The 19502-nt window shown below is 37.6% G+C and carries 21 protein-coding genes, 1 other RNA gene and 1 pseudogene; 9 read left to right on the top strand and 14 right to left on the bottom strand.

Annotated elements, in window-relative coordinates; all coding sequences use genetic code 11:
* Window positions 1-100: 100 nt before the first annotated feature.
* The 4 genes and pseudogenes from E0W68_RS08435 to E0W68_RS08420 all read left to right on the top strand — a co-directional run.
* Window positions 101-256 (top strand): annotated as a pseudogene (locus E0W68_RS08435) (magnesium chelatase subunit ChlI family protein); the annotation flags it as partial.
* 408 nt (window positions 257-664) lie between these two features.
* A complete protein-coding gene (locus E0W68_RS08430) occupies window positions 665-901 on the top strand; it encodes a helix-turn-helix domain-containing protein (RefSeq protein ID WP_162845818.1) in 237 nt (78 codons plus the stop codon).
* Window positions 902-916: 15 nt separating this feature from the next.
* Entirely contained in the window at window positions 917-1168 is a 252-nt protein-coding gene (locus E0W68_RS08425; RefSeq protein WP_135218984.1) for a hypothetical protein, read from the top strand.
* Between the two features lie 41 nt (window positions 1169-1209).
* Window positions 1210-1797 carry a hypothetical protein gene (locus E0W68_RS08420; protein WP_135218983.1) on the top strand — a complete coding sequence of 196 codons (588 nt, stop codon included), beginning with the start codon at window positions 1210-1212 and terminating at the stop codon, window positions 1795-1797.
* A 77-nt stretch (window positions 1798-1874) separates the two neighbouring features.
* Here the strand turns inward: E0W68_RS08420 and E0W68_RS08415 are convergent, their stop codons facing one another.
* From E0W68_RS08415 to panB, 3 genes are all read right to left on the bottom strand, one after another.
* Complete coding sequence (locus tag E0W68_RS08415; RefSeq protein ID WP_135218982.1) at window positions 1875-3218, bottom strand: hypothetical protein; 1344 nt, start codon at window positions 3216-3218, stop codon at window positions 1875-1877.
* Between the two features lie 162 nt (window positions 3219-3380).
* Window positions 3381-4070, bottom strand: a complete 690-nt coding sequence (locus E0W68_RS08410; RefSeq protein WP_135218981.1) for an RluA family pseudouridine synthase — start codon at window positions 4068-4070, stop codon at window positions 3381-3383.
* Between the two features lie 7 nt (window positions 4071-4077).
* A complete protein-coding gene (gene panB, locus E0W68_RS08405) occupies window positions 4078-4896 on the bottom strand; it encodes a 3-methyl-2-oxobutanoate hydroxymethyltransferase (RefSeq protein ID WP_135218980.1) in 819 nt (272 codons plus the stop codon).
* Between the two features lie 139 nt (window positions 4897-5035).
* Between panB and E0W68_RS08400 the strand changes: the two genes are divergently transcribed.
* Window positions 5036-5479: a nuclear transport factor 2 family protein gene (locus E0W68_RS08400; protein ID WP_135218979.1), complete on the top strand. Its 444-nt coding sequence runs from the start codon at window positions 5036-5038 to the stop codon at window positions 5477-5479.
* A gap of 6 nt (window positions 5480-5485) precedes the next feature.
* Here E0W68_RS08400 and E0W68_RS08395 read toward each other — a convergent pair whose 3' ends face one another.
* The 4 genes from E0W68_RS08395 to E0W68_RS08380 all read right to left on the bottom strand — a co-directional run bounded on the left by E0W68_RS08395 (window position 5486) and on the right by E0W68_RS08380 (window position 10422).
* Window positions 5486-6910 (bottom strand): L-serine ammonia-lyase, encoded by a 1425-nt coding sequence (locus tag E0W68_RS08395; RefSeq protein ID WP_135218978.1) that lies wholly within the window; start codon window positions 6908-6910, stop codon window positions 5486-5488.
* Window positions 6911-7100: 190 nt separating this feature from the next.
* Window positions 7101-8195 (bottom strand): endonuclease, encoded by a 1095-nt coding sequence (locus tag E0W68_RS08390; RefSeq protein WP_135218977.1) that lies wholly within the window; start codon window positions 8193-8195, stop codon window positions 7101-7103.
* Between the two features lie 77 nt (window positions 8196-8272).
* Entirely contained in the window at window positions 8273-9487 is a 1215-nt protein-coding gene (locus tag E0W68_RS08385) for an RsmB/NOP family class I SAM-dependent RNA methyltransferase (protein WP_135218976.1), read from the bottom strand.
* A 53-nt stretch (window positions 9488-9540) separates the two neighbouring features.
* Window positions 9541-10422, bottom strand: coding sequence for an AraC family transcriptional regulator (locus tag E0W68_RS08380; RefSeq protein ID WP_135218975.1), 882 nt, complete (start codon window positions 10420-10422; stop codon window positions 9541-9543).
* Between the two features lie 95 nt (window positions 10423-10517).
* Here E0W68_RS08380 and E0W68_RS08375 point away from each other — a divergent pair, with 95 nt between their 5' ends.
* Entirely contained in the window at window positions 10518-10883 is a 366-nt protein-coding gene (locus E0W68_RS08375; protein ID WP_135218974.1) for a DUF983 domain-containing protein, read from the top strand.
* 127 nt (window positions 10884-11010) lie between these two features.
* Window positions 11011-12066, top strand: coding sequence for a WD40/YVTN/BNR-like repeat-containing protein (locus E0W68_RS08370; RefSeq protein WP_135218973.1), 1056 nt, complete (start codon window positions 11011-11013; stop codon window positions 12064-12066).
* A gap of 139 nt (window positions 12067-12205) precedes the next feature.
* On the opposite strand, the gene E0W68_RS08365 is transcribed toward E0W68_RS08370, so the two are convergent.
* The 4 genes from E0W68_RS08365 to E0W68_RS08350 form a co-directional block, all read right to left on the bottom strand.
* A complete protein-coding gene (locus tag E0W68_RS08365; protein ID WP_202922679.1) occupies window positions 12206-12733 on the bottom strand; it encodes a DNA polymerase III subunit gamma/tau in 528 nt (175 codons plus the stop codon).
* Between the two features lie 119 nt (window positions 12734-12852).
* A complete protein-coding gene (dnaX, locus tag E0W68_RS08360) occupies window positions 12853-13938 on the bottom strand; it encodes a DNA polymerase III subunit gamma/tau (RefSeq protein ID WP_135218972.1) in 1086 nt (361 codons plus the stop codon).
* A 104-nt stretch (window positions 13939-14042) separates the two neighbouring features.
* Window positions 14043-15116, bottom strand: coding sequence for a DNA topoisomerase IB (locus E0W68_RS08355; RefSeq protein WP_135218971.1), 1074 nt, complete (start codon window positions 15114-15116; stop codon window positions 14043-14045).
* 15 nt (window positions 15117-15131) lie between these two features.
* Window positions 15132-15443 (bottom strand): hypothetical protein, encoded by a 312-nt coding sequence (locus E0W68_RS08350; protein WP_135218970.1) that lies wholly within the window; start codon window positions 15441-15443, stop codon window positions 15132-15134.
* Window positions 15444-15729: 286 nt separating this feature from the next.
* On the opposite strand from E0W68_RS08350, the gene rnpB reads away from it, so the two are divergent.
* An RNA gene (rnpB, locus tag E0W68_RS08345) (RNase P RNA component class A) lies at window positions 15730-16039 on the top strand.
* 12 nt (window positions 16040-16051) lie between these two features.
* Here rnpB and E0W68_RS08340 read toward each other — a convergent pair.
* From E0W68_RS08340 to E0W68_RS08330, 3 genes are read right to left on the bottom strand one after another with little or no spacing between them, the layout of a single operon-like run.
* Window positions 16052-16483 (bottom strand): hypothetical protein, encoded by a 432-nt coding sequence (locus E0W68_RS08340; protein ID WP_135218969.1) that lies wholly within the window; start codon window positions 16481-16483, stop codon window positions 16052-16054.
* Window positions 16484-16533: 50 nt separating this feature from the next.
* A complete protein-coding gene (rsmD, locus tag E0W68_RS08335) occupies window positions 16534-17124 on the bottom strand; it encodes a 16S rRNA (guanine(966)-N(2))-methyltransferase RsmD (protein ID WP_135218968.1) in 591 nt (196 codons plus the stop codon).
* Entirely contained in the window at window positions 17121-17924 is an 804-nt protein-coding gene (locus E0W68_RS08330; protein ID WP_135218967.1) for a DUF3822 family protein, read from the bottom strand. The genes rsmD and E0W68_RS08330 overlap by 4 nt, the downstream gene beginning before the upstream one ends.
* Window positions 17925-18032: 108 nt before the next feature.
* Here E0W68_RS08330 and E0W68_RS08325 point away from each other — a divergent pair, with 108 nt between their 5' ends.
* Window positions 18033-19454 carry an ATP-dependent DNA helicase gene (locus E0W68_RS08325; RefSeq protein WP_135218966.1) on the top strand — a complete coding sequence of 474 codons (1422 nt, stop codon included), beginning with the start codon at window positions 18033-18035 and terminating at the stop codon, window positions 19452-19454.
* Window positions 19455-19502 lie beyond the last annotated feature (48 nt).

Raw genomic sequence — 19502 nt, 5'->3', positions numbered from 1 at the left:
AATTCTAAAATAGTATTTACAATCAAAAATTGTATTACCAAACAAATGTTAATCCCTATTAATGGGTATAAAGGCACAGTTCATTAAAGCCCATTTTTATATGGAGCGATTAAACCTCTCGGCTCGTGCTTATGACAGAATATTGAAAGTGAGTCGTACTATTGCCGACCTTGAAGGGGTTGAAAGCATTGCTTCGCACCATATATCAGAGGCAATACAATATCGTAGCTTGGATAGAGAAGGGTGGCTGGGATAATATTTAGATGTTTTATATTCGATTAATTAAAATTCATCCAGTATCAGTCATTGTACTAATTGATTATTTTTTTAGAAAGAACATATTAATAATATCTGTTATTGCACGTTAGTATATATCATATCAACAGCAGCACATCTAACGATTTTTTTAAATCATTAATTTTTCTGGTAATATATTCTTTGATCAGTATATTATCACTACTATCATTTATAACTTCATTCAAAATCATGTTCCAAACTTCAATTTTTTTTTGAATACTGTTTATAGCTTCTGTTTTATAATTTTTTGCGTACATTATGGTAATATTTAGCTTTTTAAATCGGAATACAAATATATTAAAAACAGTTAAATATGACTGGATAAAAACGTTACTGCTTTTTTATTATTGGAATGATATATTTGGGTATGGCAAGAAAAAAAGAAATCCCCGAAATCGTTATCCACATAGGAAAACGGATAAAAGAAGTAATACAGGAAAAGGGACTGAAAGTGAGACATGTGGCTGCCGATGCTGATTTGGACGTGGAAGCATTAAGGCGGTATATGGCTGGCAAACAAGTTATGGGGATTGATAAGCTAATTATGATTGCTAATGCTTTGGGTATTGATGCAGGGGAGTTGCTTAAATATAAAAATTACTAACTGTTAAAAATAATTATGATGTTTAAAAAAGAGCTTGGAGAATTATTTAATGATATGCCCCAACCGGTAAAAGATAAATTAAAACCTGTAATGGAAAATATTTTAGAAAGTGCAGGGGAGTATGATAAGTATAAGGGCGAAGACCCTGAATATTATGAAGAAGAAAGAGAGCTTATCATGAAAGAGGTACATAAAGTAAAATATCTAAATGACCAATGGCAGATTATGAATTCTAAAAAAAAACAATTAAAAACGGTAAAACAGTAAATAGTTTTAATTATATTTAACATACTGAAATAATTACTGATATGAAAAAAATATTTTATTTATCTTTTACTTTTATAACTGTTATGGTATGCTCTTGCAGTACAGAAGATACAGCATCTGAAACCGAAATACAGACAGTTGTTGACAATCAAGAAACGGTTGTTGCAGAGAAATTTGATAAAGATGCTTTAGCAAAAGCTTTTGCATCGGCATGGGAAAATTTAAATATAGATTTTACTAAACTGTTTATTTATGCCACGACCGAAGAAGCCAATAAAGAAATTCAGGAATTTTTATTGAATGTGCAGCAAGAAGCCAAGTGGGGGATAGAAGAATGTCAGGGTAGTGATACTATGGTTTTTCGGTTTAGCTTACAAAAAGGTGTAGGCAGAACACGAGAAATCCATTTCATTAATATACAAAATAATAAAGTTATCAAGTCAATAATCAATGATGGGGAAAATAACTTAAAAGAAAAGGAAATTGCAGGCAGTATAAACCAAATAGGTCTTAACCGGAATACAACAGGTTGGTTTGCTGTTGATGTCAATGATGCGAACCTTTCTGGTTATACACAATTTGAAGTTATTGCAGATGCTAATTCCGTACAGGTATTTGCTGCCCAATAACCGCTTTATTAAGATATTATTAAACAAAAACAGCCATTTTAATGGCTGTTTTTGTTTGTTTTACAATTTATAAGTGTTTAAAAACCAACTCGAAAACCCATATAAGCATCTGCCTGATTAGTATCGCCAAGCATTGCCGAAAGTGCAGAACCTGAACCGATAAAGAACCCTCCGAGCCTTACGCCTATACCTGCTGTAAATCCTGAAATTTCATTGTCGGCAAGAGGGGTATAAGCTTCAAAAAAGCCTGTAGAATAACGAGGTGTAATACTTATAATGTTTTGTACCGCTATTTGGTCATTATCATTATCTTCATTCATCCGTTGCTGTATGTAGGCTGTTGCATACCAATTGCCATAGATGTTTACATCGGCATAGCCGGATAATATAGCAGGTAGTTTTACTTTAAAATCCTTGCTTGCCTGCTCCATAGTCAAGTAGCCGCTTGCTAAAAGTATATCTTCCACATCCTGAATACTTTCAGCATCTTCAAACTGATTTAGGTCTAAATAACTCCCTGCAGGAACATCAAGACTATAGTTAGTCGATTCATTATTATCATCTTTAAAGGTCATACTGCCCAAATTGCGTATTGCCAGCCCTGCATTAAGCTTATACCGGGTAGAGTCTATAGCTTTCCATTGATAATTAACCCCAATATCAGTAGAGAAACCATTAAGTCCTCCGGCAAAGAATTCGGTAAAATTGCCAGTTTCAGAAAAATCGCCTGCTAAAGAACCGGAGTATGCAAAGTTAACTTCGGCATTTGCATCGGTAAGTCTTACATCGCCAAAATTATTCTCTATAGTACCTTCAAATTCACTTGCTCCCATATTGGCATAAGTACCGGGAAATAACAACTTAAAAGTGGCTCCGACAGAAATGCGATGCTCTTCTGTATCATATACTTCTCTGGCTATAGACAGTCCTATTTCGCCCCATGATGTTCCTGTGGCTCTTTGATTTTCGCTTGCAAGTATCTCATATACTTCGCTAACGTTTTCTACACCACCATTCGTTACGGCATTACCAAGAGTAGTATTAACATCTACCAATGAGGCCTTTATTTTAGCGGAAGATGATATGGCAAATGCCCATTTTTCATACCTGAAAGCAAAAGCAGGGCCTAATATTTCTACATCGGCACGCATATTAAGAGGTTCGCTTCCGGCAAAAAGCATTTCTTCAAAATTATCATTACCGCCTACAAGGTCGCCAAAGGTCATCTTATTATTTGCTACATTGACACTAAAGTTAAAAATATTAACCTCATATTTACCTTTTAGGCTGGTAAGTTGTGCCGGGTTAATTTCTGCGTTTAGTAATCCTACTCTTCGTGAGGTATTGATACCCGAAAAATGCTCTTGAGCAAATACAGATGTTCCTAAAATAGCAAAAATAAATAGTAGAGTTCTTTTCATATTGTTTATAAATGTTTATTAAAATAAGCAAGCAGTTAGTGATAGATACCATAAATTTAATAAAAATAATATTGAATTGCTAATATCTTATTACTGTTGCAAGAATATATATTGCAAATTTATATTTTATAAATAAATATCGAAATACCTATTGTTGTGTATTTATATGGCATTCCATACCACATCGTCAGGCGTAGGGGCAGTAAGTATAAGCTCCTCTTTTGATACCGGGTGAATAAAAGACAATTTACGAGCATGCAGGTGAATGCCTCCATCAGGGTTGCTCCTGTCAAAACCATACTTTAGATCGCCTTTTATGGGAGAACCTATAGCGGCAAGTTGCGCTCTAATTTGGTGGTGTCGCCCTGTATGTAGGTTTATTTCTAAAATACTATAGCTGTTCAGTACTCGTATTACTGTAAAATCGAGGCTGGCTTTTTTGCTGTTGGGCACTTCTTTAGGATGAGCTTTTGAGGTATTATTTTTTTCATTGCGAACAAGATAATGTACAAGTGTACCATTTTCGGTATCAGGTTTTTTCTTTACCGCAGCCCAGTATGTTTTTTGAGTTTCTCGATTTTTAAATAAATCATTTAGCCGTGTAAGTGCTTTTGTTGTACGCGCAAAAACGACTATGCCGGTAGTGGGGCGGTCTAACCTGTGTACAACACCCAAAAAGACTTCTCCCGGCTTGTTATATTTATCTTTAATGTACTCTTTTACAACATCACTCAGCGGTTTATCTCCCGTTTTATCGCCTTGCACAATATCGCCTACACGCTTGTTTACAGCAATAATATGATTGTCCTCATAGAGTACTTGCAGATTGTTTTTATTTGAGAACTCTTTCATTAAGCTATTAATACTGCTCCGTTTCGTTAGGAAAATCTTTCGATTTAACATCGGTAACATACTGTGATATAGCCGTTGTCATACCTTCAAATAGATTCATGTATCTGCGTAGGAAACGTGGATTAAACTCGTTATTCATACCCAGCATATCGTGTATAACAAGTACCTGTCCGTCAACACCACCACCTGCACCAATACCTATTACAGGAATAGAAATGCTTTCGGCAACTTTTTGAGCGAGCTGTGCCGGTATTTTTTCGAGTACTATGGCAAAACAACCTATTCTTTCCAGCATTTTGGCATCCTCCATGAGTTTTTCGGCCTCAGTTTCTTCCTTAGCCCTTACGGTATAAGTACCAAATTTATAAATAGATTGCGGTGTTAAACCTAAGTGCCCCATAACGGGTATACCCGCATGAAGTATTTTTTTGATAGAATCTTTTATTTCACTTCCGCCCTCCATCTTAACAGCATGTCCGCCACTTTCTTTCATAATACGGATAGAGGAACGAAGCGCTTCTTTAGGATCAGACTGATAACTGCCAAAAGGAAGATCAACCACTACAAGTGCTCTTTGAGTAGCCCTTATTACCGATGAGGCATGATATATCATTTGGTCTAACGTTATGGGTAACGTTGTTTCGTGACCTGCCATTACATTAGAAGCCGAGTCACCTACCAATATAACATCTACTCCGGCGGTATCTACTATTTTTGCCATAGTAAAATCATATGCCGTGAGCATTGAAATTTTTTCGCCATTGGTTTTCATTTCGATTAACGACTTTGTAGTAACTCTTTTATAATCCTTTTTCGCGGTTGACATATCTGAAGTTTTTAGAGCCGTAAAAATACTAAATTGTGGGAAGAATAAAGGAAATACATATGTTTTATTGCTCTGATAGTGTAACACAATCACCCTAATCCGTACTAACTTATTATATACTATAAATAACTATACACATATGAAAAGAGTAATATTATTATCTGTACTTTTTATCACTACACTATTAAGTGCGCAGGAAAGTGATGTTAAAAAAGCAATTATTACTTTTTTTGAAGGTATGCATACTGCCGATACTCTAAAAATGAAATCGGTGTGTGCCGAAGGGCTATTGCTACAATCTGTAGCCGAAGCAAAAACAGGTAATAGCCTTACTACAGATACTGCTCAGGAGTTTTATAAATCAATAGCTACAATTCCTTCCCATATAAGGATAGAGGAGAGGCTGTTAAGTTATGATATACAAATTGATGGTGCCATGGCACACGCTTGGACACCTTATGAGTTTTATATTAATGACAGATTAAGCCACGGCGGCGTAAATTCCTTTACGTTATTTAACGATAATGGTACTTGGAAAATTATCTATATTATAGACACCCGGCATAAAAGTAATCCGGACTAAAGCTTATTAACAGTCAGAAATATTTACTGCTACCGCCAGCCCGCCTTCGGATGTTTCTTTATACTTATTGTTCATATCTCTGGCAGTTTCCCACATGGTGTTTACAACCTTGTCAAGAGGCACTTTTACATTTTTGGGGTCAGTTTCCAGAGCCAGCTCAGCAGCATTAATAGCCTTAATCGCTCCCATAGTATTACGCTCTATACAAGGCACTTGTACCAATCCGGCAATAGGGTCGCAGGTAAGCCCTAAATGGTGCTCCATAGCAATTTCAGCAGCTATAAGGCATTGTTCGGGTGTACCGCCCATAACTTCGCAAAGTGCAGCAGCAGCCATTGCCGATGATACGCCTATTTCTGCCTGGCACCCACCCATTGCTGCCGATATAGTAGCTCCTTTTTTAAAGATACTGCCTATTTCTCCCGCTACCAATAAAAATTGTTTTATCTGTCCTTCGTTAGCATCATGGTTTTCTATAACCATATAATACATCAGTACCGCAGGTATTACCCCCGCACTACCATTGGTAGGTGCAGTTACTACGCGTCCCAAAGCTGCATTAACCTCGTTTACCGATAGAGCAAAACAAGAAACCCATTTTAATATTTGTCTGAATTTTACTTCGGTTTTACGTATTACTTCCAGCCATTCCTGTGGTGAGTTGTAAGGCAAGTCGCCTATCATTTTTTGGTGCATATCATAGGCACGTCGGCGCACATTCAGTCCGCCGGGCAGTGTTCCTTCGGTATGACAACCAATGTACATACACTCCAGCATCGTGTTCCATACACGCATTAATTCGTTATGGATTTCTTCCTCACTGCGTATAGATTTTTCGTTTTCGTAAACAACTTCCGAAATATTTTTATTCAGCGTTCGCGTATAGTTTAATAACTCATCAGCTTTTTCTATAGGATACGGAAAAAATCTTTTTAATTCTTTTTTTTCTTTGGCAACGGTGCGCTCTTCTTTAACTACAAAACCACCACCGATAGAGTAGAATGTAGAAACATATTCTTTATCATCCGTATAGGCTGTAAAAGTGAAGCCGTTAGCATGAAAATCAAGGAAATCTCTGTTAAAAACAATATCTGTTGCAGGAGTAAACGAAATTTCTTTATCGTTACCTAATAGTAGTTTATTAGTATTGGTAATGGTTTGTATAATACCATCTATATCCTCAACAGGAACATATTCAGGGTCGGCACCGCTTAGTCCCAGCATAATAGCCAAATTAGTAGCGTGTCCTTTACCTGTAAGGGACAGCGAACCATATAAATCTACTTTTATGCGATTTACAGCTTCAAAAATTCCTTCTTCGCGAAGTTCTTCAAGAAAGCGTTCAGCACCACGCCAAGGTCCTAAGGTATGTGAACTTGACGGACCCACACCAATTTTAAGCATATCAAAAACGGAGATACATTCGTTCATAGCAATACTGACTGTTTTTGCAAAGTTACTTTGTTTACAATGCGCAAAGGTAAATAAATTGCTATTACTACAACGTTTTAGTGTAAAAATTGTTGATACTTTATAAATAATTGCTAAAATGTAATAAGCATTAGAAAAATAAAAAAAACCTCCCGATAAGGAGGCTTATATATCTTTAACTATAAATAACTTAGTTTACAATCACTTTTTTAGTTGCTGATTGATTGCCCGATGTGACTTTAAGGATATAAAACCCTTGTGGTAAATTATCAAGCGTATATGTGTTATTCTCGGCTTTTGGTTGCTGTATGTATTGTATTAGCTGACCGTTAAGGTTTATAAGCTGAATTTCTTCAAGCGTTGTTTCGCTGTATATATTAACCTCATGGTCTGTAGCAGGGTTAGGATATACCGAAAGTTGTGCGGTAAAAACTTCATCTGTACCGGCAATACCCCAACGATCTTGTGCTACCGGGCCTCCCCATATCATTGTGGCAAGATACGGATTGTCGATAAACGGGTTACGGTTACCCTGCCCGTAAGCATTGTTTGCATTACCCAGATAGGCATTCCTGTTATCTTCATATTCCGATACCGGGTCTTCGGCATTCCACTCCAAAAATAAATCTATCATATTAGCGTCAGAAGCTACAGGTGTACCAACGCCTACATTTGTGGGTAAACATTGCGAGCCGTAGCGAAGGTACATATACATCATCATACGGGCAATATCGCCTTTCCATTCATCTCCCGGATACCAAAACTGTCCGCTTTCGAATGAATTTCCTGTACCGTCAAAATATTTATTGTTATCCCTGCTGGCATTACGCTTTTTATCGCTCGCTCTCACATGGTGCGCATCAGCACCTGGACCACTGGTGCCTAAATCAGGATTACCAAGTGCTCTGGGGTAAGTATGTTCTCTGTTCCAAAGGCACGGAGAGGCTGTGCCGTCATCATCCATGTTTTTATTTCTTCTTCTGTGGTCTTCGTCATCACCGGTTGATGCAGGACACATAGTATCACTAAAACCGTATACCAGAAGTAAGTTGGTATTGGAATTATCCTCAGGATCAAGATCTACTACCATTAATGCATTTTCCACCTCTTGGTAGGTAAGTAAATTCACATGGGTAGTAGTTATTTTGTTAGCCAGTGCATTTTTTAAAGCTGTTCCTGTCTGTTCAAAATTAAATCCGTTATAATAAGGAGTTGCAGGAGCGCCATCTTGTGCAAAAACCGTAATGGCGACCAGTGCCAGTGCCAGGGTGTAAAATTGTTTCATATCATAAAAATTGGGCTGCTAATTTAGGCTGATTATTTTTAAACGCCTTGCAATTTAACACCCCGGTTATGTTAAAGTTATTTTTTCCTTTCGAGCAATGCCATATAAAAGCCATCAAAACCTGACTCTGAAGCCAGTATTTTACTATCTTTTACAAAACTGAATTGCTGCCCTGTTTCTGTAGTAAGAAAATGTTTTATCTGCTCCTGATTTTCAGAGGGCAGTACAGAGCATGTAGCATATACCAGTTTACCGCCCGGTTTTACTATTTTAGAATAGTTTTCCAATACCTCAGCCTGCGTTTTCTTGATGTTATCTATAAACTCGGGTTGCAATTTCCATTTGCTGTCAGGGTTACGTTTCAGTACCCCCAGCCCGCTGCAAGGGGCATCTATAAGCACCCTGTCGGCTTTTTCATGCAGTCTTTTTATAACCTTAGTATTATCTATAATGCGGTATTCAATATTAAAAGCACCATTTCTTTTGGCACGCAGTTTTAGTTGCTTCAATTTACTTTCATAAAGATCCATAGCAATAAGCTGTCCTTTATTTTCCATAAGCGATGCCATATGCAGTGTTTTGCCACCGGCACCGGCACAGGTATCTACCACGCGCATACCCGGCTCTACCTCAAGAAAACGTGCTACCAGTTGTGATGAGGCATCCTGTACTTCAAATAAACCATCTTTAAACGCTTGGGTAAGAAAAACATTAGACCGCTCTTTTAATATGAGCGCATCCGGATACTCCGCAGGCATTTCGGTATCAATATCCAAATCCATTAGTATGGATCGTAGTTTTTCTCTTGTAGTTTTTAAGGTGTTTACCCTAAGTATTACTCTGGCTTGCTCGTTTTGTGCAGCCAGTTCTTTTTCCCATTTTTCTTCGCCAAGCTCTTTCACAGCCAGTTCATCCATCCAGTCAGGTATCGATTCTCTGTATTTTCGTATCTTGGATAGCTCATCAAAACGCCCTTTAATACGACGAATTGGGGTTTCTTCAAAATATTTCCAATCAGGCAGGTTATACCCACGCAATACTGCCCATACGGCAAAAATGCGCCATAGGTTATCGCGGTTATAGGGTTCTTTAACCTCTGCTATTTCGCCATAAAGACGTTTCCAGCGTACTATTTCATATATGGTTTCGGCTACAAACTTCCTGTCGGCACTGCCCCAGCGTTTATCCTTCTTCAAGGCACGCGCTACTACTTTATCGGCATACTCTCCATCATTAAATATAAAGCCCAGCGAGTCTATAACCGTAAATACTAAATTTCTGTGTAATCTCATTGTAAAAAATTGAGGGGCAAAGGTACTGAAATTTACGGAGATAAAACATTCTATTACCCTTTGCTGTAGCGTTCTAAAAATGCCGAAGGAGTTTCGGCTGTTTTCTTCTTAAATAATCGCGAAAAATAGGCGTAATCCTCATAACCTAAAGTATATGCAATTTCGGTAAAGTTTTTTTGCTGTAGTACCAGTTCCTTTTTTGCTTCCAGCAGTACCCGTTCCAGTATAACATCGGTTGCTGTTTTTCCTGCCACTGCCTGTGTAATGCGGTTTAAGTGTTTCGGGCTGACGTTAAGCATGGCAGCGTATGCTGAAGGCAATTTCTCTGTTTTATAATACTTTTCTATAAATTGTTCCAGTTGGCGAAATTTAATATAATAAGTGTTTTTGTTTTGGGTATCTACAGGGTTTAATTCTAAGTATATTCGGGTACTTTCTATATATATTAAATTGATGAGGCTCAACATCCGTTGCCTTTTTAAAGACTGGTCGGTATTATTTTCTTCATATACTTCCCGAAACAGGTTTTGTATTATGCCGAACTCTTTTTCCTTTAAATACAAAACGGGCAAATTGTGCATACTGTAAAAGAACGGAAATCGGTTGATGGCAGCTTGAGTATATTGCATATCGTAAAAATCCTGTGTATGGAAAAACACATAGCCCTGTACATCATCTGATAATTCCCAATGATGGGTTTGTCCAGGATTTAAGAAAAATAAACTGCCGGGCAGTACATCATATACTGTAAAATCAACCTCATGAATCCCTTTGCCGTGCGTAAATAAAATAGCAAGGTAAAAATTGTGCGAGTGGGGCAGGGCAATGTCCTTATGGCTGGTAATTAAATGATCTTCAAGTGTGTTGGCATAAAAACCTTCAATATTACTTTGCCTTAGAAATTGACCGATGTTGAGTATGGCTACTTTTTTCATATACTGTATTATGTCCTAAAAGTACAAATTATTGAGTATATAAGCTATTGCATTACTATGTATATGGAATGTAATTTTGCAGAAAATTTTTAGGTATGTCACAATTTGCAGATATAATTACAGAAAAATGCCCGATATGCGGAGAAGGGCATGTATTTACTAAAAAAGGAAATCCCTTATTATTCAGGATGCCGAAGATGAACGCGGAATGCTCTGTATGCGGTCATAAATTTGAAAAAGAGCCCGGGTTCTTTTATGGGGCAATGTATGTAAGCTATGGTATTACTATTATAGAAATGGCTCCCATATTCCTGATATCACGGTTTTTTGTAGAAAGCTATGAAGCTACCATAGCTATAATAGCGGCATCTGCTTTTTTACTGAGTACGTTTAATTTCAGGCTTTCGCGCATGATATGGATATATATGTTTGACGGAGGTAAACGTCAGGTGCAGAATTAAATTTTTACCGCTATTTTAAAATAAAGTTCCCCCAATTTTACTTCCGGCTGATTGTTTTTTTATAAAAATGCAATCAGCCGGATTTTTTCATTTTATATGCTATATTAGCGTATAAAATAGGCTGAATATGAAAAAATATATTTTGGTTGCTGTATTACTGACTTTTATTATTTCCTGTAAAAAGGAAGAAGAAAAAAAAGAGATGAAACCCTCTTTTGAAACTGTAAGTATAGATACATTATTGCAAGATAAAATCAGCATACGCGCATTAACCATAGATGGAGATAAAGCATGGTATGCCGGCAGTAACGGTAAATATGGATGGGTTTCGCTTAGCGGAGGCAAGAACTTTAACGGGGTAATAAGCACTGATACCATACTGCCTGAATTTAGAGCCATTGCTCAAACTAAGAGCGATGTATTTATACTCAATGTAGGGTCGCCTGCTGTACTTTACAAAATAACTAAAGACGGTAAAACAGTACGTAAAGTATATGAAGAGAGTGGCGAAAAGGTTTTTTATGACAGTATGCAGTTTTATAATGATAATGAAGGTATGGCTATGGGCGACCCTACGGACGGTTGCCTATCGGTAATAAAAACTACGGATGACGGGGAAACATGGACAAAATTATCTTGTGATAATTTACCAAAAGTTGAAGATGGCGAAGCTGCCTTTGCGGCGAGCAACACCAATCTGGTTGTAAAGGGAAATAATGCCTGGATGGTTTCGGGAGGTAAAAAGTCGAGGTTATTTAGCTCATCTGATAAAGGTAAAAGCTGGAAAGTTTATAATACCCCGATAGTACAAGGAAGCGAAATGACAGGCATTTTTTCGGTTGATTTTTATGATGAAACAATTGGTTTTGCTGTTGGTGGTAATTATGAACAACGGGATAAAAATTCAGGTAACAAAATCCTGACTACAGATGGTGGTAAAAACTGGGAGTTAATAGGAGAGAACTCTGGGTTTGGTTATGCATCATGCGTGCAGTTTATGCCCAACAGTGATGGTAATGAACTGGTAACTTGCGGATCATCGGGAGTTTTTTATTCTTATAACAGGGGGCAAAGCTGGAAAAAAATACATGATGATGCTTCGTTGCACACACTCCGTTTTGTTGATAATAAAACGATTATTGCAGCGGGGCAAGATAGAATAATACGATTGAGGTTAAAATAACTAATGATAGTTTCAAGTTAAAGAAAGTATGCCACACTGTAAGAGAGTAAAAAATAACAGTATTATTGTATAAAGGATATAGTTACCAAAAATAAAAGCAACAAAAAAGTATATGTTTTCATGATAAATATAATTTTTATTATCCTATATCTAAATCAAAAGTTGTACGCAATAATTCCATCAAAGGATTAATCGCTTTTAGTCGCTCAAATTTTTCCTGTGGTGTAAAAGCGTGTTTCTTGGCAACAGTTTCGTTTACATGGGTTTCTATAACAATATCGTGATTGTGCAGCTTACCGCGCATATAGCCCAATAACTCCAGTTTATTGTTATCAAAGTCTATTTTAGAACCTTCATTAGGCAATTCCAGCTTTATGGTGACACCATCTTTTTCGAGAACAGGATCGTTAATTTGCATATAGGTAGCCATAATTTTCTGACCGCTATCACTAAGGCGTTGTGCAAATTTATTCCACATCAGCAGCATATCCGTTTCGCTGAAAGGCTCTTTTGGCAGTTCATCATGACTTTTTTGTTCTGCTTTTTGGCTTTCGGCGAGTTCCCGTTTCTGTTTAATGCTCGATAACGAAAATGCCGAAACTTTTGGCTTGCCGTCATCTTCCTGTTTTTGTATAACAGGCTGTTTTACAGGTTCAGGTTGTTGCACAGCAGCGGCTGGGGTAGTGGCTGCGGGTTTTTCCTGTATTACAGGGGCATTTGTTTCTGCTGCATTAGTTGTATTGACAACTTTTGGAGCAGTAGGATTTTTAAAATAATCAGGTGGAATTATAAATTGTTCAGCTTTTTTTTTTCTCCATCAAAGTTGATAGAGGCAAGCTGCATAAGGCAAAGCTCGACCAGAAGCCGTTGGTTTTGGCTGCTTTTATATTTTAAGTCACAATCATTAGCAATAGCTATACCTTCCAGCAAAAAATGCTGACCGGCTTTTTGAGCTTGTGCACCATACAGTGCCTGTGCTGCTTCGCCCGCTTCGAGTAATACCAGTGTTGCAGGGTTTTTACATACTAATAAATCCCTGAAATGCGAGGCAAGCCCCGCTACAAAATGGTGTCCGTCGAAACCCTTGGCAAGTATATCATTATAAGCTAATAACAGTTCGGGTATATTGTTGTCTAACAGTAAGTCAGTTACTTTAACATAATATTCAAAATCCAGTACATTCAGGTTTTCCGTTACTGCCTGTCGGGTAAGGTTATTTCCGCAATAGCTTACTACTCGGTCAAATATCGACAGCGCATCGCGCATGGCACCATCTGCTTTTTGGGCTATAATATGCAGTGCATCGTCTTCAAAAGTAATCCCCTGATTGGTAGCTACTTCCGCAAGATACGCTTTGGCATCTTTAACAGTTATTCGCTTAAAATCAAATATTTGACAACGCGACAGTATGGTAGGTATTATTTTGTGCTTCTCGGTAGTGGCCAGTATAAATATGGCATGCCTTGGCGGTTCTTCCAGTGTTTTCAGGAAAGCATTAAATGCTGCCTGAGATAACATGTGTACCTCATCTATAATATATACTTTGTATTTTCCTGTTTGCGGAGGGATACGTACCTGGTCGATAAGGTTACGAATATCATCTACCGAGTTGTTTGAAGCTGCATCGAGTTCAAATACATTAAAGGCAAAATCCTCATTCGGGTCATCATAGCCTTCCTGATTTATTTTTCGTGCCAGGATGCGCGCACAGGTTGTTTTGCCCACACCACGCGGACCTGTAAATAATAAAGCCTGCGCCAAGTGGTTGTTTGCTATGGCATTGAGTAATGTATTGGTAATAGCCTGCTGCCCCACAACATCCTTAAAGGTTTGCGGGCGATATTTTCGGGCTGATACAATAAATTGTTCCATAGGGTATAGTGAACAACAAATATAATAATTGCCAAAGCAATAGCAATGTAATTCACTTTCAAAATATATAAAACTTATTAACGAAAGGCGGGTATTGTTGATAATCAGGTGAGTACTTCGGCAATACTCTCGTGGGTCAGTAATTTGAGTAATGCTTTCTCTTCGGCGCTATGGTCGGCATCTTTTGTTTTACGGGGTTTATAGTTCCATATAGCACCTTTTTCGTAAGAAGCAATTACAGTAGGGTGTACATAATATTTTTTGCACACCGTGCGGGTATTGCCCAGTTTTTTAGCCACAGTATCCAGTACGGCTACAATTTTCTTTTTGCAGTCCGCATCACTGCAATGTTTGCCTATTTCAAGAAAACCGCACAGGGCATTAATACTGCCTGCCCAAGCCCTGAAATCTTTAGCTGTAAAATCTTCTCCGGTAATATTTTTTATATAATTATTTACATCGGCAGAGCCTATACTGTGATGGTTTCCCTCATCATCATAATACTGAAAAAGTTCATAACCCGGTACTTCCTTACAGCGTTGTACCAGTTTGGCAAGCCTGCTGCTTTGCAATTTTATTTTGTGTTTAATGCCTTTTTTACCTGTAAATTCAAAATTAACGGTATTGCCTTTAAACTTTACGTGTTTATCTCTGAGTGTTGTTAAACCGAATGAGCCGTATAGTTTTTTGTAGGCATCGTTACCGATGCGTATATGGGTAAGCTCTATTAGTTTTACAACCAAAGCCACTACTTTTTCATAAGGCAGTCCTTGTTTCCGCAAGTCCTTTTCTACCTGTTGCCTAATTTTGGAGATGGCAAGACCAAAACGCCTGAGCCTGTAAAATTTTGACTGATTTCGAATTGTATTCCAGTCCGGGTGATAACGATATTGTTTGCGTCCCTTTGCATCAATACCTGTAACTTGAAGATGCCCGTTAGGGTAGGGCGATATCCAGACATCAGTCCATGCAGGCGGAATTACCAGTTTTTTAAATCGTTCGCGCAGTTCTTTATTTTTAACGGTATTGCCCTCATGGTCAGTATAAGTAAAGCCGTTGCCTTTACGTTTCCTGTAATATCCTTTATCGGACTGCAGTGCATAACGCAAGCCAACGGCTTTGGCGGTAACCTTTGGGTTACTGCCTATTTTTTCAAGTTTTTCGACAGTTGTATTCATGCATTACAAGCAGCATTACTCTTCTTTTTGATCCCTGTCTTTTATAGTCATTTGATGAAGTACCATAGCAGCACTTTTTTCACTATAAGCACCATGACCTGCTACAAAAACACCTTTTTCGCCATCGCTCGATTTTATGCCATATACAGTAGCTTCATCCGCAGGGTCGGTTTCTCCTTCATATCGGTACACTTCTTCTATCACAAAATCGGTATAATTATTTATAATACGGGCTTCCTGAAGGTTAAAATCGGTAGTGTATCCTTTTTCTTTTAATTCTGTTAAGGCTTTGGCTACCGGGGCATAGTGATACATTTGTCTGTCCATGATTGTCGTTTTTTAAGTGAGTTGTTTTTATAAAATTAAATTTACGTATTCAAGATTATAACTGCTGCCAATGAAGTGTTAAACATGAACAAGTCATAAAGTTTGTATAGTCGTAAAGTTGGAAAGTCTTAAAGTGGAAAGTCTTAAAGTTTTGATGTTGAATAATATTATAATTTATTCATAGCAACGGCAAACTGTGACTGCTAATTGCGACTGTAAACTGTTACTGCAAACTTTATGACTTTATAAACTTTCCAACTTTAAGACTAAAAAAACTATCTTTGCCCTCGCAGGTCGCCTTATCGCTCCGCTTTGCGGGGAGGAAAGTCCGGACACCATAGGGCAGCATAGCGGGTAACGCCCGTCACCACGTTTAGGCGTGGGAGGACAAGTGCAACAGAAAGGATGTACAGGTAATGCTGTAGTGAAATCAGGTAAACTCTATGTGGTGCAATGCCAAGTAAACCGGTTGTTAAGGGCTGCCCGCCCAATGCCGGAGGGTAGGCAGATAGAGCGTAACAGTAATGTTGCGCCCAGATAAATGATAAGGGTTTCTTTTAGAAATACAGAATCCGGCTTACAGACCTGCTTTATTTTTAATAAAAAAGCTAAGAGATTTGCTCTATCTTTACAGCGATGCCAAGTACAAAAGCTATTACTCCTAATCCAAAAGTAATGGCATTGATTTTTAGTATGGAATGACTGACTATTAATCCTTTTTTGAATCGAACTTTTTCTTTTTCTTTTTTATCTTCATCAACTTTTCTTAGATAAGAGATATAACAAGCCATCGAATCGGTAGCAAGGTATCGATGAAAGAGAGAACAACCTATTGAAATTGCCAAAATTACAAATGATATATAAAATGAAATCAATGAGTTATGCGGTATAACTTCATCGCATTTGGTTTTAAATATTGTTAATGCACCCATTGAGGTAATGAGTAAGATAGAAATACGCATTAATTCGGAAGAATAATTTACATATTTATCTAATAACTCAAAATCCGGCTTATATTGATTTTCGTTAATTTCGTTCATTTTTTATAGTAAAGATATTAAAACAATTCATACATTTTACTACAGTATTTCTACAATTCCTCCACATCAGGGTCTTCGTTAATATTTTCTTCGGTTTCATCTTTATCAAATTCAAAGAACGAAAAAATAGAACCGCCATATTTTTTACTGAACGACCAGTTCATCATGTGTTCCAGCGTGGTGTGTTTGGAGTGCTCTATAATCATCATACCCTCTTCGTGCAACAGGTTGTTGTCAAAAACCAAAGTTACTACCTGTTCAAACTCTTTTTGTGCGGAGTTATACGGAGGGTCGGCAACAATAATATCATACGAAGCCTTATGTCCTGCCAAAAATTTATATACATCGCTTTTTATAGCCGAGATATTAAAATCAAACTCTGTGGCGGTTTGCTTGATGTATTTTATACACCCAAAATCAGCATCTACCGATGTTATGCTCTCTGCTCCGCGCGAGCCAAACTCATAGCTCAGGTTGCCCGTTCCTGCAAACAAGTCCATTACTTTAAGTCCTTCAAAATCAAAACGATTGTTCAGTATATTAAACAACGACTCCTTACTCATATCGGTAGTGGGGCGTACGGGCAGGTTTTTTGGCGGGCTTATCCTGCGACCTTTATATTTACCGGATATTATTCTCATGCGTTAAGTAGTATGAAGTGTTGTATAGCATCATTGCTGTTAAGTTTGTATTTTTCTTGTAATGCTTCGGTATCGTAAAAAGAAATGTTCCTGATATAGGTATATGCCAGCGTGTAGCAGGGGCTGGTTTTGGCTATTTTTCCCAGTAGTATAACCTTTACCGTTTCGGGGTTTAGCGTTAGTTGCTCCAGAGTAAACAATAGATAATATAAAAAATCTTCGGGGGTATTATACTCAAATGAGTTATATAATAATAACTTTTGGTTGTGTGCTGTAACTATTTCAAAATGATTGTTTTGTAAGTGTACAAAAACTTGTTTTTCATCAATGTTTTTAGAGGCTTCCAACAGTTTTGCTACCAGTATGCTGTTGGTATTTTTATAGTCAAATTCGCCAAACCTGTCTATAAGATAGTTGTTAATATTTACCTGAGGCACATATACATTGTTCATCTCATAATTGTCAATGGCATCATGAGCAAAAAAATCGGTTTCAAATACCTTAGTGTTGTATTGCAGGTAACTGCCCAAAAAGTTTTCATCAAATAAGGCTTTAGGTACAAAGGTATTCAGGTTATTATCGTGCAGCACCACAATTTCGTCATAGTCCATTTTCAGTTCCGGATGTTCTACAAACAATTTCCACAATGCATCTTCTATAGGCTGAAATTTAGAAAATTCACTGCTGTTTATCTTGGATATTGCAGTATTTAGCGTATCGAAAACACAAAACGACATACCTCCAAGACCTACTTGCAGTACGAGTTTTTTATAATTCCTGGTGGTAATTGCAGTGTTCATGAGCTATGGGGTTATGGTCGCAAATTTACATCTTTTTTGAGATAAGGCGGGATACTCTTTAAAATCATGTTATCTTTGACTTTTATAAATCAGTATTGATATTACTTCATGGATTCAGGCTTATTTTACAAGATATTACGCCAAAAATTCCCGTTTGAACCTACATTAAAACAGGATATTTTTTTACAGAAGATATCCGTTTTTATTACTAACACCAACAAAGATGAGATTTTTGTTTTAAAAGGCTATGCCGGAACAGGAAAAACAACAATTATTTCAACTATTGTTAACCACCTGCGTGATGCCGATAAAAAATATGTACTGCTTGCGCCTACCGGAAGGGCGGCAAAAGTAATATCGGGCTACTCGCAAAAACCGGCTTTTACCATACATAAACGTATCTATTTCCCGAAAAAAAAGAGTGGGGGCACAGTAGGGTTTACCATGCAGCCCAATAAATTTAAAAATACCATATTTATTATAGATGAGGCCTCGATGATTTCGGATGTCGCAACAGAGTCTAAAATGTACGAAAACGGTTCGCTGCTCGACGACCTGATGCAGTATGTATATTCGGGACAAAACTGTAAAATGATTCTTATTGGCGATACGGCACAGCTACCACCCGTAAATTCTGACATCAGCCCTGCTCTGAATATCGATACGCTGGGCATTCATTATCAAAAAGACGTGCAGCAAATAGAGCTTGACGAGGTAATGCGACAGGAAAATAATTCGGGCATACTGTATAATGCTACTGAATTGCGTGAAATATTAAAATCGGTATTTGTAGATACCTTTCAGTTTCATATAAAAAGCTTTAAAGATATTGTGCGCCTTACCGACGGTTATGATATTGAAGATGCTATCAATCAGGCTTACAGTAATTACAGTATTGAGGATACCGCTTTTATAGTACGGTCTAACAAGCGCGCTAATCAATACAATCAGCAGATACGTTATAAAATATTAGGTAGAGAGAGCGAGCTATCGGCAGGAGATTTCCTGATGGTAGTAAAAAATAATTATTTTTGGCTTAACGAAAAGTCCGAAGCAGGATTTATAGCCAATGGCGATATTATTGAAGTGCTGGAAATTTTCAGGATAGAGGAACTGTATGGCTTTAAATTTGCGAGGGTAAAAATACGTATGGTCGATTATCCTGATCAAATACCTTTTGAAACGGTACTATTGCTGGATACCATAACCAGCGAATCGGCTTCGCTTTCGTATGAAGAGTCAAACAAGTTATATGAGGAAGTACAAAAAGATTATGAAGGAGAAACCAGTTACAAGAAATTTTTGAAGGTAAAAAATAACCCTCATTTTAATGCCTTGCAAGTTAAGTTCTCTTATGCCATGACCTGTCATAAATCGCAGGGAGGGCAGTGGCACACTGTTTTTGTAGAGCAGCCCTATTTACCCGAAGGTATAAACAGAGATTATATTCGATGGTTATATACCGCAGTAACCCGTGCCAAAGATAAATTGTACCTGATAGGTTTTAAAGATGAAAATTTTGAGGAGTAGCCTCACCCCAACCCTCTCCACAGGAGAGGGAGAAACAAATAAATTGAA

Source organism: Flavobacterium salilacus subsp. salilacus, assembly GCF_004634195.1.
GTDB classification, from domain to species: domain Bacteria; phylum Bacteroidota; class Bacteroidia; order Flavobacteriales; family Flavobacteriaceae; genus Flavobacterium; species Flavobacterium salilacus.
Note: the sequence above shows the minus strand (reverse complement) of the source record. Positions and strands in the feature narration are given on the sequence as shown.

Excerpts from the sequence above, each read along its gene's own strand:
- E0W68_RS08430 (WP_162845818.1), top strand. The coding sequence starts at position 665 with ATGGCAAGAAAAAAAGAAATCCCCGAAATCGTTATCCACATAGGAAAA.
- E0W68_RS08425 (WP_135218984.1), top strand. The coding sequence starts at position 917 with ATGATGTTTAAAAAAGAGCTTGGAGAATTATTTAATGATATGCCCCAA.
- E0W68_RS08420 (WP_135218983.1), top strand. The coding sequence starts at position 1,210 with ATGAAAAAAATATTTTATTTATCTTTTACTTTTATAACTGTTATGGTA.
- E0W68_RS08415 (WP_135218982.1), bottom strand. The coding sequence starts at position 3,218 with ATGAAAAGAACTCTACTATTTATTTTTGCTATTTTAGGAACATCTGTA.
- E0W68_RS08410 (WP_135218981.1), bottom strand. The coding sequence starts at position 4,070 with ATGAAAGAGTTCTCAAATAAAAACAATCTGCAAGTACTCTATGAGGAC.
- panB (WP_135218980.1), bottom strand. The coding sequence starts at position 4,896 with ATGTCAACCGCGAAAAAGGATTATAAAAGAGTTACTACAAAGTCGTTA.
- E0W68_RS08400 (WP_135218979.1), top strand. The coding sequence starts at position 5,036 with ATGAAAAGAGTAATATTATTATCTGTACTTTTTATCACTACACTATTA.
- E0W68_RS08395 (WP_135218978.1), bottom strand. The coding sequence starts at position 6,910 with ATGAACGAATGTATCTCCGTTTTTGATATGCTTAAAATTGGTGTGGGT.
- E0W68_RS08390 (WP_135218977.1), bottom strand. The coding sequence starts at position 8,195 with ATGAAACAATTTTACACCCTGGCACTGGCACTGGTCGCCATTACGGTT.
- E0W68_RS08385 (WP_135218976.1), bottom strand. The coding sequence starts at position 9,487 with ATGAGATTACACAGAAATTTAGTATTTACGGTTATAGACTCGCTGGGC.
- E0W68_RS08380 (WP_135218975.1), bottom strand. The coding sequence starts at position 10,422 with ATGAAAAAAGTAGCCATACTCAACATCGGTCAATTTCTAAGGCAAAGT.
- E0W68_RS08375 (WP_135218974.1), top strand. The coding sequence starts at position 10,518 with ATGTCACAATTTGCAGATATAATTACAGAAAAATGCCCGATATGCGGA.
- E0W68_RS08370 (WP_135218973.1), top strand. The coding sequence starts at position 11,011 with ATGAAAAAATATATTTTGGTTGCTGTATTACTGACTTTTATTATTTCC.
- dnaX (WP_135218972.1), bottom strand. The coding sequence starts at position 13,938 with ATGGAACAATTTATTGTATCAGCCCGAAAATATCGCCCGCAAACCTTT.
- E0W68_RS08355 (WP_135218971.1), bottom strand. The coding sequence starts at position 15,116 with ATGAATACAACTGTCGAAAAACTTGAAAAAATAGGCAGTAACCCAAAG.
- E0W68_RS08350 (WP_135218970.1), bottom strand. The coding sequence starts at position 15,443 with ATGGACAGACAAATGTATCACTATGCCCCGGTAGCCAAAGCCTTAACA.
- E0W68_RS08340 (WP_135218969.1), bottom strand. The coding sequence starts at position 16,483 with ATGAACGAAATTAACGAAAATCAATATAAGCCGGATTTTGAGTTATTA.
- rsmD (WP_135218968.1), bottom strand. The coding sequence starts at position 17,124 with ATGAGAATAATATCCGGTAAATATAAAGGTCGCAGGATAAGCCCGCCA.
- E0W68_RS08330 (WP_135218967.1), bottom strand. The coding sequence starts at position 17,924 with ATGAACACTGCAATTACCACCAGGAATTATAAAAAACTCGTACTGCAA.
- E0W68_RS08325 (WP_135218966.1), top strand. The coding sequence starts at position 18,033 with ATGGATTCAGGCTTATTTTACAAGATATTACGCCAAAAATTCCCGTTT.